The sequence below is a fragment of the Dryocola baronae genome (assembly GCF_051297175.1).
In the GTDB taxonomy this organism is placed as follows: domain Bacteria; phylum Pseudomonadota; class Gammaproteobacteria; order Enterobacterales; family Enterobacteriaceae; genus Dryocola.
Genome location: NZ_JBINNY010000001.1, coordinates 480,627 through 494,318, shown reverse-complemented (window position 1 = coordinate 494,318; position 13,692 = coordinate 480,627). Strand labels below are relative to the sequence as shown.

Genomic DNA, 13,692 nt, shown 5'->3' with positions numbered 1-13,692 from the left:
TGTAATTATTCCACCAGCAGTAATTTGTAGAGCGGTTGGTTTTGGTCCACCAAATCGGCCAGCGTGTGCTTATCCAGCTCTGTTAGAAAGCTTTGCACCGCCTGGGCCAGTGCCTGTTTCAGGCGACATGCGGGGGTAATATGACAAAACTCACTGCTACAGTTCACCAAAGATAGCGGTTCCAGCTCACGTACCACATCACCCACGCGAATTGTGTGCGCAGGTTTGCCGAGGCGAATGCCGCCGTTTTTGCCGCGCACCGCTGTGACATAGCCCGCGCGACTGAGTTGATTGATGATTTTCACCATATGATTACGGGACACGCCATACACTTCTGTCACCTCAGAAATGCTCGTCATTCTGCCTTCTGGCAGTGACGCCATATAAATCAAAGCACGTAAACCGTAATCAGTAAAACTCGTTAACTGCACATCAGCCTCTTAGGTGGGAGGGGAAAACGCTCATCGCCGCGGTGGCGATAGTTTGATGATAAACCAGCCATATGTTGGGCGGCTAATTTATTTGACTAGGGAAGGTAAAATAGCGGCGAGAGATTTATTTATACCCATTAGCATTCGAGTTGCAGGGGTGTTGGTTATAACGGGGTGTGATGGCCACACCCCGTATCATAATTATGCGTCGAACGGATCGCGCAGAATCATGGTTTCAGAACGATCTGGACCGGTTGAAATGATATCAACAGGCACTTCAGTCAGTTCTTCAATGCGTTTGATGTAATCCAGCGCAGCCTGCGGTAAACCGCTACGTTCTTTCACGCCAAAGGTCGTTTCAGACCAGCCCGGCATGGTTTCGTAGATAGGCTCGATGCCCTCCCAGTCGTCCGCAGCCATTGGGGTGGTGGTCACTTCACGGCCATCCGGCATGCGGTAACCAACGCAGAGTTTCACCTCTTTCAAGCCGTCCAGCACGTCCAGCTTGGTCAGGCAGAAGCCTGAGAGGGAGTTGATCTGCACGGCGCGACGCACGGCAACGATGTCCAGCCAGCCGGTACGACGACGACGGCCAGTGGTAGCACCGAACTCGTTACCCTGTTTGCAAAGGAATTCGCCAACGTCATCAAACAGTTCGGTTGGGAATGGACCTGCGCCTACGCGGGTGGAGTAAGCTTTGATGATACCCAGCACGTAATCAACGTAGCGCGGGCCGAGGCCAGAACCTGTTGCAACGCCACCTGCGGTAGTGTTGGAAGAGGTCACGTACGGATAGGTACCGTGGTCGATGTCCAGCAGGGTGCCCTGTGCACCTTCGAACATGACGAAGTCGCCGCGTTTGCGCGCCTGATCCAGCAGATCGGACACGTCCACTACCATGCCGGTCAGGATGTCGGCGATAGCCATCACATCATCCAGCACTTTCTGGTAGTCAACCGCTTCAACTTTATAGAAGTTAACCAGCTGGAAGTTATGGTATTCCATCACTTCTTTCAGCTTGTCTGCAAAGGTGGCTTTGTCGAACAGGTCGCCAACGCGCAGGCCGCGACGGGCCACTTTGTCTTCATACGCAGGACCGATACCACGACCGGTAGTACCGATTGCTTTGGCGCCACGCGCTTTTTCGCGAGCAACATCCAGAGCCACATGGTAATCGAGGATCAGCGGGCATGCTTCAGACAGCAGCAGGCGTTCACGTACTGGAATACCGCGGTCTTCCAGACCCTTCATTTCTTTCATCAGAGCCGCAGGAGACAGCACAACGCCGTTACCGATGATGCTGGTGACGTTTTCGCGAAGAATGCCTGATGGAATAAGATGGAGGACGGTTTTTTCACCGTTGATTACGAGAGTATGGCCTGCGTTGTGACCGCCCTGGTAGCGTACAACATATTTAGCCCGTTCAGTCAGAAGATCGACGATCTTTCCTTTACCTTCGTCACCCCATTGGGTGCCCAGTACGACGACGTTGTTACCCATTTTTCAAAATCACCGTTTGCTTAAAAAAGGATTCTACCATCGGTTTCCCCGATGATCAGCCCTTTTAGTATACAAAATGGCAATCAACTGCCAGAAGTGCTATTAGCCTGCCGACCGACTCAACATGTAGTAGATAACGACCCCGGCAACCACTAGTCCACCGCCAAAACGGCGCAGCGTATTGTCGGGAAGCTGGGTCATCGCGGAGATCATTCGACGCCACATGCGCGGATAAAGCATCGGGCCCAGGCCTTCAAGAACCAAAACGAGCGCCAGTGCTATCCAGATTGTTGAATTCATAACATTCCCTACTGCGAATAAAAAAAGAGCCGGTCAGACCGGCTCTTGATTGCTCACTTACGAACTTAGCGTGCGCTGTTCGCAGGCGTTTTCATATAGCGGAAGAAATCGCTGTCCGGGCTAAGCACCATCACGTCCTGACCGGACTTGAAGCTTGCCTCGTAGGCGCGCAGGCTACGGATAAAGGCATAGAAGTCCGGATCCTGGCTGAATGCGTCAGCAAACAGTTTGGCCGCTTCGGCATCACCTTCACCGCGGCTGATTCGGCCCTGACGCTCGGCTTCTGCCAGAGTACGAGTCACCTCGTAGTCGGCGGTTGCACGCAGCTTCTCAGCCTCTTCCTGGCCCTGTGAACGGTGACGACGGGCTACCGCTTCACGCTCGGCGCGCATACGGTTGTAGATAGCTTCAGACACTTCAGCAGGCAGGTTGATCTGCTTGATGCGCACATCCACAACTTCGATACCCAGCGCCGCCATACTGTTCGGGTTAACCACCGGCACTTTACCATTGGTTTCCTTGGTTACGCGCGCTGCCGCAGAAGCGATTGCATCATCCGCTGCCGGGGTTGCCACTTCGTCGTCGGTACCCGCAGAACCGGAGTTCAGCGCGTCACGCACGTCCAGCGTCAGGCGACCACGGGAATCGGTCACGATGTCTTTCACATCCAGACGACCAATTTCAGAACGCAGACGGTCGCTGAACTTACGTTTCAACAGCACTTCAGCCTGAGACACATCGCCACCGCCGGTTGCCAGGTAGTAGCGGCTGAAGTCGCTGATACGCCATTTGATATAGGAGTCAACGATCAGGTCTTTTTTCTCTTTGGTCACAAAGCGATCGGCCTGGTTGTCCATGGTCTGAATACGAGCATCAAGCGTTTTAACCGACTCGATAAACGGCACCTTGAAGTGCAGGCCCGGCTCGTAAACTACCGGTTTGTTCTCATCATCACGCAGAACTTTACCGAAGCGTAAGGTGATCCCACGCTCGCCTTCGTGTACCACGAAGACAGAGGTGAACAGCACCACCAGCACGATGATAATTAAAGCAATGACTGACTTACGCATCGTTATTCACTCCCTACGCGCTGGTTATCAGTGCGCTGTGCGTTGGCACGACGCTGATCCATGATATCGCCTCTGCTGGCAGAGGACGGGGTGCTAGCGCTACCGCTGCTTGAGCTGGAAGCCGGTGGCAGACGCAGCAGATTGTTCGCGCCGCTGGTGTCGCCTTTATCCGCAGGCTGTGCCCCACCTTTGAGCATCTGGTCGAGCGGCAGAACCATCAGGTTGCCACCTTTATCGTTAACCAGCACTTTACGGGTATGGCTAAGCACTTTTTCCATCGTTTCGATATACAGACGCTCGCGGGTAATTTCCGGCGCGGCTTTATATTCCGGCAGCAGTTTTGCAAAGCGAGCAACTTCACCCTGCGCTTCTAACACGGTCTGAGTCTTATAAGCGCGAGCCTCTTCAAGGATACGCTGTGCCTGACCGTTAGCACGCGGCTGGACTTCGTTGGTGTAGGCTTCTGCTTCACGAATGTACTGTTGTTCGTTTTCACGTGCGGAGATCGCATCGTCAAACGCGGCCTTCACTTCTTCCGGCGGACGAGCAGCCTGGAAGTTGACGTCCAGCAGGGTGATACCCATGTTGTACGGGCGAATGGTTTCTTCCAGTTCGCGCTGGGTATCGTTACGAATGATGGTACGACCCTCGGTGAGGATCTTATCCATGGTGTATTTACCGATTACACCACGCAGCGCGCTGTCAGTTGCCTGACGCAGGCTGTCATCCGCGCTGGTCACACTGAACAGATAACGCTCTGGATCGGTGACGCGATACTGCACGTTCATTTCAACGCGCACGACGTTTTCGTCAGAAGTCAGCATGACGCCTGATGCCGCGAGCTCACGCACGGATTCAACGTTAACCGCCCGCACGCTATCGATAAAGGTCGGTTTCCAGTTCAGGCCCGGCTCAACCAGATGGCTGAATTTACCGAAGCGAGTCACCACGCCACGTTCCGCTTCTTTAATGGTATAGAAGCCGGTTGCAGCCCAGATAATCACTGCCGCAACGGCCACAATGCCAATCACGCGGCCACCAAGCTGTGGACGAGGAGTTGGGGAAGAACCGCCGCCGGTGCCGCCGCTTTTACCGCCGCCCAGGCCGCCGAGTTTTTTACTTAACTTTCGGAAGATATCATCCAGATCGGGTGGCCCCTGATCGCGCCCTCCCTTGTTACCCCCAGAGTCGCCGCCAGGTTTGCTGCTTCCCCACGGGTCGCGGTCCTGTCCGTTATTACCGGGCTGATTCCACGCCATGTTTATGCTCCATATTTGTTGTGCGGTGATATCCCCCGTAGGGGAAAAAGTCTTCAGGACAAACGCGTGCCGGTCAAACAATGTAGTCCACGAGTGCCGGTTCTTGTTTACAGAGGCGACGCCAGTCGACGATAGGCATACGTATCTCTAAGCCCACGCTGCCGTCATCCTCCATCCACTCTTTTTCTATTGCCTGAAGCTGATAAAACCGGCTCCGAAGTCGCCCTGCCTGGGGGGGTAAGCGCAACGTATGCTGCGCAATTTCACCAGATAAACGTTCAGTCAAAGCCTGGAAAAGCAGTGGCACACCGGCACCCGTCTGGGCAGAAAGCCAGACGCGAATCGGCATGTTTTCATCGTTTCTGTCGATACGCGGCTCAAACTCATCCAGCGCATCGATTTTGTTCATTACTAGCAGGACGGGAATTTCATCGGCCTCGATCTCTTCCAGAACGGTATCCACCGCGGCGATGTTTTCCTGAATCCTCAAGTCTGACGCATCAATCACGTGCAGCAGCAGTGTAGCCTGACGCGTTTCCTGCAGGGTTGCTTTAAACGCTGCCACAAGGTCATGGGGCAGATGTCGAATAAAGCCTACCGTATCGGCCAGCACGGTTTCCCCAACGTCTGCGATGTCGATACGACGCAGGGTAGGATCGAGCGTGGCGAACAGCTGATCTGCTGCATACACATCAGCTGCGGTAATTTGGTTAAAGAGGGTGGATTTACCGGCGTTGGTGTAGCCCACCAGGGAGACCGTTGGCACATCGGCTTTGGCTCGCGACCGGCGCCCCTGCTCACGTTGTTTTTCAACTCGTTGTAAGCGTGAGAGGATCTGCATGATGCGGTTACGCAGCAGTCGGCGGTCCGTTTCAAGCTGTGTTTCACCCGGGCCACGTAAACCAATCCCGCCTTTTTGACGCTCAAGGTGAGTCCAGCCACGTACCAGACGGGTTGCCAGATGGCGCAACTGTGCCAGCTCAACCTGCAGCTTACCTTCATGGGTACGCGCACGCTGGGCAAAGATATCTAAAATCAGGCCCGTTCTGTCGATAACGCGACATTCACACAGGGCTTCAAGGTTACGTTCTTGCGCCGGGGACAACGCATGATCAAATAGCACGACCGAGGCCCCAGTGGCTTTTACTGCTTCCGCAATTTCTACGGCTTTGCCTTCACCAACAAAATACTTTGGATGCGGCGCTTTACGGCTACCGGTAACCACCTGCAGCGCTTCGACACCAGCTGAAGAGACCAGCGATTCAAACTCCGCGAGGTCTTCCATATCTTTGTCTTGCGAAAAATAGATGTGTACCAGCACCGCCTGCTCACCAGCGTCATAACGGTCAAACAAGCGTATAACCTCTCAAAAAGACCAGCGGGGAACACAGCTTTCCTGGTCCCCCGACTTGGAAAAACAACAAAATGCCTTATTCGGCGTCTTCGCTGTCTTGTTGCGGCGCAGCACCCTGCGCGCTTCCACCATGGTGGTAGCTGCCAGATCCGCTAGTACCGGTGTTATTGCTATGATGAGAAACCGGACGAGACGGAACAACAGTTGAAATCGCGTGCTTATAGACCATCTGGCTGACCGTGTTTTTCAACAGGATCACAAACTGATCGAAAGACTCAATCTGACCTTGCAGCTTAATACCATTCACCAAATAAATAGAAACTGGAACACGTTCCCGACGCAATGCGTTCAGGAACGGATCTTGTAATGATTGCCCCTTAGCCATTCTATCTTTTCCTTATATGTTTGTTGTTTGTAACTCAAGAACCCTGAGGCTCTGAAAAACTGCGTAAAAATTTGCGCACGATGTCGATTCAATTGTACACATTCATTGATGCTTCGCACCAACAACCTGTAATACTTCATTGCGGGCCTGATCTGGGTTTTCGCTGTCTAACCAGTGAACCCCATCCCATCCTCGCAACCAGGTCATCTGGCGTTTAGCCAATTGTCTCGTCGCGCAAATACCTCGATAAACCATTTCCTCATGTGTTATTTCTCCCGCCAGATAAGACCACATCTGCCGGTAACCCACACAACGAATGGAAGGCATCTCCGTATGCAAATCTCCGCGAGCAAAAAGTGCCCGCACTTCTGCTTCAAAACCTGAAGCTAACATCTGATGAAAACGCTGCTCAATGCGCTGATGGAGCAGTTCACGGCTCGCCGGGGCGATGGCGAACTGATGCACCTGGTAAGGCAGAGCTTCTCCTGACGTTTGCGTCAGTTCCGTTAAAGTTTTACCCGAAATGAAAAAAACTTCCAGTGCCCGGGAAAGCCTTTGAGGATCATTTGGATGAATCCGTGCGCCGGCAACCGGATCGACTTCGACCAATTGACGATGCAGCGCATCCCATCCCTGCTCTGCAGCCTGTTGTTCAATCCGCGCGCGAACGTCTGGATCGGCCGGTGGCAACGGTGAAAGACCTTCTAACAATGCCTTGAAGTAGAGCATCGTTCCCCCAACTAACAAGGGGATACGGCCAGCGGCGGTAATCTCCGCCATTTCTGCCAGCGCATCGCGACGGAAATCCGCAGCTGAATACGCCTTTGCCGGGTCGAGGATATCGAGCAGTCGGTGCGGAGCCTGAGCGAGTTCTTCCGCCGTCGGCTTCGCCGTTCCGATATCCATCCCTTGATAGATAAGGGCCGAATCAACGCTTATCAACTCTACCGGCAACGTTTGACGCAAATTAATGGCTAACGCCGTTTTGCCCGAGGCCGTCGGCCCCATCAAAAAAATCGCCTTTGGCAGGCTTTTGCTCACTTCAGTCATGTTTCAGGGCGTTCATCGCCATCGTTAAATCAACAGGTTGTATCAAACCGCCAGGTGGATTTTTCACCAGCTGCGGGCAAAGGCGCTCAACGTCTGCAAGCAAAGCTATAGCCTGTGCCTGATTCCACTGTTCGTGTTCGGCCGTCAAATGACGGGCGAACCAGTGGGCAATTTGCGTTGCGCTCACCTCTGCCTGTTGCGCCAGGTATCCTGGCAGTTCATGAATCAAGATTTGTAAATTTTGTTTACGCAAAGGTAAAGGTACCGTGCGAATTGTGATCTGCCTGGCATCGGCTGCAAATTCAATCCCCATACTCAGCAGCAAAGGCTGATTGCGAAGCAGCACGTCCAGCTCCTCTTTCGACACCTTCATGCGCACGGGAATCAGCAGCGGCTGGGCGCAAACGCCTTCGCTGCCGGGAATAAGCTGGGCCTGTTTTAGCCAGCGATCCGCTACGGTAAGGGAAAGCAGCATGATGCTGCCTTCACGCTCCAGTAGCGCGCAGTCCGGCGGGAGAATCGTCAGCACGCGTCCAAAGCTTTGGGTGTGGCCTTCCAGCGCGCTGGGTTCTTCCGCCCGGTTAGCAACGGCGGGAACGTTTGGCGTATCCAGCAGCTGGCGATAAAGCGCGCCCTGCTGCTTCTGGTAGCCCGGCGTCGCGTTCGGCCATGTTGGCTGATGCGGTGCGCCAGAGCTTCCGCCCGATGAGCGAGGCGTTGGTTCACGCGGCGCAGCAGGTGCCGCTGCGGGAGTAGCAAACTGGTTGCGCCCCGAAGCCACGCGGTTTTCAGGCTGCCAGCGCTCCTGCACCACGTCGACCGGGGTTTCCTCATGCAGCAGGCGGTTTTCGCTTTGCTGCTGTAAAACGCTCAACACGCCCTGATAGATAAAATCATGCACCAGGCGCGACTGATGGAAGCGAACCTCATGCTTGGCAGGATGCACGTTAACGTCCACCTGATGCGGATCGATTTCCAGATACAGCACGAAGGCAGGCTGCTGATCGGCCCCCAGCTTGTCTTCGCAGGCCTGGCGGATAGCGTGGGTAATAAGACGGTCGCGCATCATGCGGCCATTCACGTAGCAGTACTGGATTTCCGCTAGCGCCGACGTGGTGGCGGAAGGTTCAGCAACCCAGCCGCGCAGGGCCAGGTCGCCATGCTGCCACTCGATTTCCAGCGCCTGCTCCAGAAACGGCGTGCCGCAAATAGAGCCAAGACGCCTTTCGCGAGGTGCCCCTTCCTGCACGGCGCGGTACTGGCGCACCATTTTACCGTTGTGGTTGAGGTTGATCGTCACGTCAAAACGCGCCAGCGCGATGCGGCGAACAATCTCGTCGATATGGTTAAATTCGGTTTTCTCGGTGCGCATAAACTTGCGGCGGGCTGGCGTGTTGTAAAACAAATCCAGCACTTCGAGCGTGGTGCCGACCGGATGAGCGGCGGGTTTCACCGTGACCTGCTGGTCGCGCCCTTCCGCGTAGGCCTGCCACGCTTCGGCTTGGTCAGCAGTGCGTGAAGTTAGCGTAAGACGAGCTACCGAGCTAATACTCGCCAGCGCCTCGCCGCGAAACCCGAGGCTGATAATCGCCTCAAGATCGTCAAGCGAGGTAATTTTGCTCGTCGCGTGACGAGCCAGCGCCAGCGCCAGCTCATCCTTGTTGATGCCGCAGCCGTTGTCGCGAATGCGGATCATCTTCGCACCGCCGCGTTCAATATCGATATCGATGCGCGTGGCACCGGCATCAAGGCTGTTTTCGATAAGCTCCTTCACCACCGACGCAGGGCGTTCAACCACTTCGCCCGCGGCAATCTGGTTCGCAAGCTGGGGAGGCAGAACCTGAATCGGCATGAAATTTCCTTATTGAGTAATAGCGACTTTGTCTATGTCAGCGTTTTGGGATTTGGCGGTTTGCCCCGCCCCCGGCGCGGACTGCAAAGGATGCGACAGGAAGTAGTTGCGCAGCCCTTCGTAAATAGCTTTGGCGATCTGCTGTTGATAATCATCGCTGCCCAGCAGGCGCTCTTCGCCGTTGTTGCTGATAAACCCGGTTTCAACCAGTACGGAAGGGATATCCGGGGAGCGCAGCACGCCGAGGCTTGCGTGTTCCGGGCGGCGCTTGTGCAGCGAACCTATCTGACCAAGCTGCGCAAGCATCTTAGTGGCAACATCATACCCGACGCGCTGGGAATGACCGAACTGCAAATCCAGCACGGCCTGGCTGAGATACGGATCGGCCTGGCTGTTCGCCAGCACGTCGCCCGCCCCGCCGAGCAGTTCTGACTGCTTCTCGTGCTGCTCGAGCCAGCCCGCCATTTCACTGTTGGCGCGACGGTTTGACAACACCCAAACCGAAGCGCCGGTCGCATCGCGATTCGGCGCGGCATCCGCATGAATCGACACCAGAATATTGGCGTTTTGCTTACGCGCCACGTCGGAGCGGCCCATCACCGAAATGAAGTAGTCGCCGTCACGGGTCAACACGCCCTTAAACATCGGGTCATCGTTAAGCAGCGCACGCAGTTTGCGGGCAATGGAAATTGTGACGTTTTTCTCTTTGGTGCCGCCAGGCCCGATAGCGCCGGGATCCTGCCCGCCGTGACCGGCATCAATAGCGACCACGATAGTCTCGGAATCCACGTTAGCTTTTTGCGCACGCGCCGGGCGAGTCACGGTATTAGAGCCAATGACGCCGGTCACCTGTTGCGGTTTAAACGGGTTTTTGGCAGGTTCTGACGGGCGAGATACCGGGGCCGGTTCCACACGCTTCGCCACAACCGGAGGCGGTGGAGGCGGCGGCGGAACGTCCGCATTGATCGTGAAGACCACGGTGTAATTCGCGCCGTTTTGCTGTTTTACCGCGCGGGTTTTACCCGGCTGGGTAAGATCGACCACCAGACGCAGAGAATCGGCATCTTTCGGCTGGCCGGAACGAATGCTTTTGACGAGGTTATTGCCGCTAAACATCAGCGGTAGCCCCTGAATCACGCCGGTTTGTTTGATATCCAGCGCAACGCTTTTCTTGCCGTCCTGGGAAAACGCATATTCCGGGTCGCCCATAAAGCTAAAGGTGATACGCGCCTGATTATCACCGTTCGACACCTGAATATCCGCAAGACTTGCCGCCCCGGCCTGGGCACAGAGCACCAGCAGCCAGGCCGCCATCAACCAACCCTTAACGCGATAAATCATCCCGTCATCCTTGTTATTTGGCTAAGCGCGCCAGTAACGAATCACCAGATGAGGAAACGGCTGTTATGCGTGCCTCACGCCCTTGCGCCTCGTAGCTTAAATGCAGCTCCACGTCCGGTTCAGGCAGCACGCCTTTCCCCTGCTGCGGCCACTCTACAAGGCAGATTGCATCATTGGCAAAATAGTCGCGGATCCCCATGAACTCTAGCTCTTCCGGGTCCGCAAGCCGATAAAGATCGAAATGGTACACCATCAAATTATCGAGATTGTACGGCTCAACCAGCGTATAGGTTGGGCTTTTTACGTTGCCCTTGTGGCCCAGGGCCTGCATGAATCCACGGCTAAACGTGGTTTTCCCCGCGCCGAGATCGCCATAGAGATAAATAACTGTTGCCCCTTCGCAGGCGGCAGCCACGCGCGCGCCTAATTCCAGAGTTGCGGCTTCATCAGGTAATGCGATAACACGATTCATCATGGTTTCAGGTATTCAAATCCGGGTTAACAAAAAGGTACAGCGTCGAAAAGAGATCGGTAGCCAGCATGCCGCGCGTGCCGTATTTTGCGGCCAGAACATCGGCTGCTGCACCGTGCGCAACGCTGCCTGCGCAGGCTGCATCATACGGGTTTAGCTTCTGTGCCAGCAATGCCCCAATGATGCCCGACAGCACATCGCCCATACCGCCGCCGCCCATTCCCGCGTTGCCGACGTCAATCAAGGCGCATTCACGCTCCTGGCTTGCTACAACCGTACCCGCACCTTTTAAGACCACACAACCGCCATAACGTTTTACCAGGCGATCGGCTGCAAGTAAGCGGTCACTCTCAATTTGTGACACGGCGCAATTTAACAGGCGCGCGGCCTCGCCGGGATGCGGCGTAATCACGCGATTCTGACGTTTATCGGGGTTGATTGCCAGAAGGTTGAGCGCATCTGCGTCCCAGAGCATCGGTTTACGGCTGTTCTCTACTTTTTGTAGGGCTTTTTTGCCCCACTCCTGTTGCCCCAATCCTGGCCCGATAACAATGACATCGGCCCATTCCAGGCTTTCTTCAAGGGAGTCTGGCGTCAGTTCATGAACCATTAATTCGGGGCGGGCGGTAATCAGCGGGGCAATGTTTTCAGCACGCGTCAGCACGCGTACCAGGCCTGCCCCTGCCCGCAGCGCGGCCTCGCCCGTCATGCGTATCGCTCCAGCCGTACCGCGATCGCCGCCAATAATTACCAGCCGACCATTGCTGCCTTTGTGCGATGTCGGCCTGCGGGGCTTGAGCCAGCGCGGCAAATCGGCGCTGTCAAAACGTGAAATTGGCGCAGTTTCGCCCTGTAGCCAAGTTTCCAGCCCCAAAGCGTGGTAATGCAGCTTGCCCACCACATCGCGCGCTTTCCCGGTAAGCAGTCCCGGCTTGAGAGCGATAAACGTCAGCGTATGGCTGGCATTGACTACCGCACCCGGCGTTGCCCCCGTCTCGGCAAGCAGCCCGGAAGGAATATCCAGCGCAATAACGGGAGCAGGATGCTGGTTTGTTTTTTCAATAAGCTGCGCGATACGCGAGCGGGGAGCGCTGCTAAGCCCCGTGCCGAGCAGCCCGTCGATAATCAGGTCGATGTCTTCCGGCCAGGGGATGTCCGCCGCATGAATCTCCCCGGCGGCATTAAGCCACGCATCGCGAGCCTGCGCCGCCTCCTCAGGAAGCGGCTTATCGCTTTCATAGGCGAGCAGCGTAACGGAGATCCCGGCGGCCTGCGCCAGACGTGCAACAACGTAGCCATCGCCACCGTTGTTGCCGTGGCCGCACAAGACGAGCCAGCGCTGGCTTGCGGGATAGCATTCGCGGGCCAGATTAAACGCCGCTTCGCCCGCGCGCAGCATCAGCTCAAAGAGCGTAAGGCCCAGGCAATCCGCCGCCTGTCTCTCGGCATTGCGCAGCCAGCCCGCTGACCAGACGGAATGTGGTATACTTTTAGCGGTTAATGTCTCGTTATGGTCCGTCATGTCACAGCCCCTCGATCTCAATCAATTAGCGCAAAATATCAAACGGTGGGGCAATGAACTCGGCTTCCAGCAGGTAGGTATTACCGATACCGATCTCAGCGCCTCTGAGCCAAAGCTGCAGGCCTGGCTGGATAAACAATACCACGGCGAGATGGAGTGGATGGCCCGCCACGGCATGATGCGCGCGCGGCCTCACGAACTGCTCCCCGGCACGCTGCGCGTGATTAGCGTGAGGATGAACTACCTTCCGGCGAACGCCGCCTTTGCCTCAACGCTAAAAAATCCCAGCCTGGGCTACGTCAGCCGCTACGCCCTCGGGCGCGACTACCACAAGCTGCTGCGTAACCGCCTGAAAAAACTGGGCGAGATGATTCAGACCCACTGCTCCACGCTGAATTTTAGACCCTTTGTCGATTCCGCGCCGCTTCTCGAACGCCCGCTGGCGGAAAAGGCCGGGCTTGGCTGGACAGGTAAGCACTCACTTATTCTCAGCCGCGACGCGGGCTCGTTCTTTTTCCTCGGCGAACTGCTGGTCGATATCCCTTTGCCCATCGACAAGCCGGTAGAGGAAAACTGCGGGCGCTGCGTGGCCTGCATGACCATCTGCCCCACGGGTGCAATCGTAGAGCCGTATACGGTCGATGCGCGCCGCTGCATATCCTATTTGACCATCGAACTCGAAGGCGCGATCCCTGAAGAGTTCCGCCCGCTGATAGGCAATCGGATCTACGGATGCGACGACTGCCAGCTCATTTGCCCGTGGAATCGCTTTTCACAGCTCACTGAAGAAGACGATTTCAGCCCACGCCACGCGCTACACGCCCCGCCGCTGGTCGAACTGTTTGCCTGGAACGAGGCGCATTTTTTGAAGGTAACGGAAGGCTCGGCCATTCGCCGCATCGGGCATCTGCGCTGGCTGCGTAATATCGCCGTAGCGCTAGGAAATGCCCCCTGGGATGAAGCTCATCTAAATGCCTTGCAACAGCGCAAAGGTGAGCACCCACTTCTGGATGAGCACATTGACTGGGCGATTGCGCAACAATTAGCCAGACGAAGCGCGGAGCAGGTAGAGGTACAGCTGCCGCAAAAACAAAGGCTGGTTCGCGTGATAGAAAAGGGGCTAAAGCGTGACGCCTGAAATGTCCACAGGATGTGA

Annotated in this window: 13 protein-coding genes; 1 reads left to right on the top strand and 12 read right to left on the bottom strand. The window is 55.7% G+C overall.

What is annotated here, in order from left to right; translation table 11 throughout:
* Positions 1-5 precede the first annotated feature (5 nt).
* From nsrR to nnr, 12 genes are all read right to left on the bottom strand, one after another.
* Entirely contained in the window at positions 6-431 is a 426-nt protein-coding gene (gene nsrR, locus ACSPHG_RS02280; RefSeq protein ID WP_435951864.1) for a nitric oxide-sensing transcriptional repressor NsrR, read from the bottom strand.
* A 201-nt stretch (positions 432-632) separates the two neighbouring features.
* On the bottom strand, positions 633-1,931 hold the full coding sequence (locus tag ACSPHG_RS02275) for an adenylosuccinate synthase (RefSeq protein WP_435951863.1): 1,299 nt from the start codon (positions 1,929-1,931) through the stop codon (positions 633-635).
* A gap of 102 nt (positions 1,932-2,033) precedes the next feature.
* A complete protein-coding gene (locus ACSPHG_RS02270) occupies positions 2,034-2,231 on the bottom strand; it encodes a DUF2065 domain-containing protein (RefSeq protein ID WP_435951861.1) in 198 nt (65 codons plus the stop codon).
* Between the two features lie 65 nt (positions 2,232-2,296).
* Positions 2,297-3,301, bottom strand: coding sequence for a protease modulator HflC (gene hflC / locus ACSPHG_RS02265; RefSeq protein WP_435951860.1), 1,005 nt, complete (start codon positions 3,299-3,301; stop codon positions 2,297-2,299).
* Positions 3,302-3,303: 2 nt separating this feature from the next.
* Positions 3,304-4,560: an FtsH protease activity modulator HflK gene (gene hflK / locus ACSPHG_RS02260; protein ID WP_435951859.1), complete on the bottom strand. Its 1,257-nt coding sequence runs from the start codon at positions 4,558-4,560 to the stop codon at positions 3,304-3,306.
* A 73-nt stretch (positions 4,561-4,633) separates the two neighbouring features.
* Positions 4,634-5,914, bottom strand: coding sequence for a ribosome rescue GTPase HflX (hflX, locus tag ACSPHG_RS02255; protein WP_435951858.1), 1,281 nt, complete (start codon positions 5,912-5,914; stop codon positions 4,634-4,636).
* A gap of 76 nt (positions 5,915-5,990) precedes the next feature.
* A complete protein-coding gene (gene hfq, locus ACSPHG_RS02250) occupies positions 5,991-6,299 on the bottom strand; it encodes an RNA chaperone Hfq (protein ID WP_271123781.1) in 309 nt (102 codons plus the stop codon).
* 102 nt (positions 6,300-6,401) lie between these two features.
* On the bottom strand, positions 6,402-7,349 hold the full coding sequence (gene miaA, locus ACSPHG_RS02245; protein ID WP_435951856.1) for a tRNA (adenosine(37)-N6)-dimethylallyltransferase MiaA: 948 nt from the start codon (positions 7,347-7,349) through the stop codon (positions 6,402-6,404).
* Positions 7,342-9,201 (bottom strand): DNA mismatch repair endonuclease MutL, encoded by a 1,860-nt coding sequence (gene mutL, locus ACSPHG_RS02240; RefSeq protein WP_435951854.1) that lies wholly within the window; start codon positions 9,199-9,201, stop codon positions 7,342-7,344. The genes miaA and mutL overlap by 8 nt, the downstream gene beginning before the upstream one ends.
* Before the next feature lie 9 nt (positions 9,202-9,210).
* Positions 9,211-10,542: an N-acetylmuramoyl-L-alanine amidase AmiB gene (gene amiB, locus ACSPHG_RS02235; RefSeq protein ID WP_435951853.1), complete on the bottom strand. Its 1,332-nt coding sequence runs from the start codon at positions 10,540-10,542 to the stop codon at positions 9,211-9,213.
* 13 nt (positions 10,543-10,555) lie between these two features.
* Positions 10,556-11,017 (bottom strand): tRNA (adenosine(37)-N6)-threonylcarbamoyltransferase complex ATPase subunit type 1 TsaE, encoded by a 462-nt coding sequence (tsaE, locus tag ACSPHG_RS02230; protein WP_435951852.1) that lies wholly within the window; start codon positions 11,015-11,017, stop codon positions 10,556-10,558.
* Positions 11,018-11,021: 4 nt separating this feature from the next.
* Positions 11,022-12,536: a bifunctional ADP-dependent NAD(P)H-hydrate dehydratase/NAD(P)H-hydrate epimerase gene (nnr, locus tag ACSPHG_RS02225; RefSeq protein ID WP_435951850.1), complete on the bottom strand. Its 1,515-nt coding sequence runs from the start codon at positions 12,534-12,536 to the stop codon at positions 11,022-11,024.
* On the opposite strand from nnr, the gene queG reads away from it, so the two are divergent.
* Positions 12,535-13,674 carry a tRNA epoxyqueuosine(34) reductase QueG gene (gene queG, locus ACSPHG_RS02220; RefSeq protein WP_435951848.1) on the top strand — a complete coding sequence of 380 codons (1,140 nt, stop codon included), beginning with the start codon at positions 12,535-12,537 and terminating at the stop codon, positions 13,672-13,674. The two genes, nnr and queG, sit on opposite strands and share 2 nt — an antisense overlap.
* Positions 13,675-13,692 lie beyond the last annotated feature (18 nt).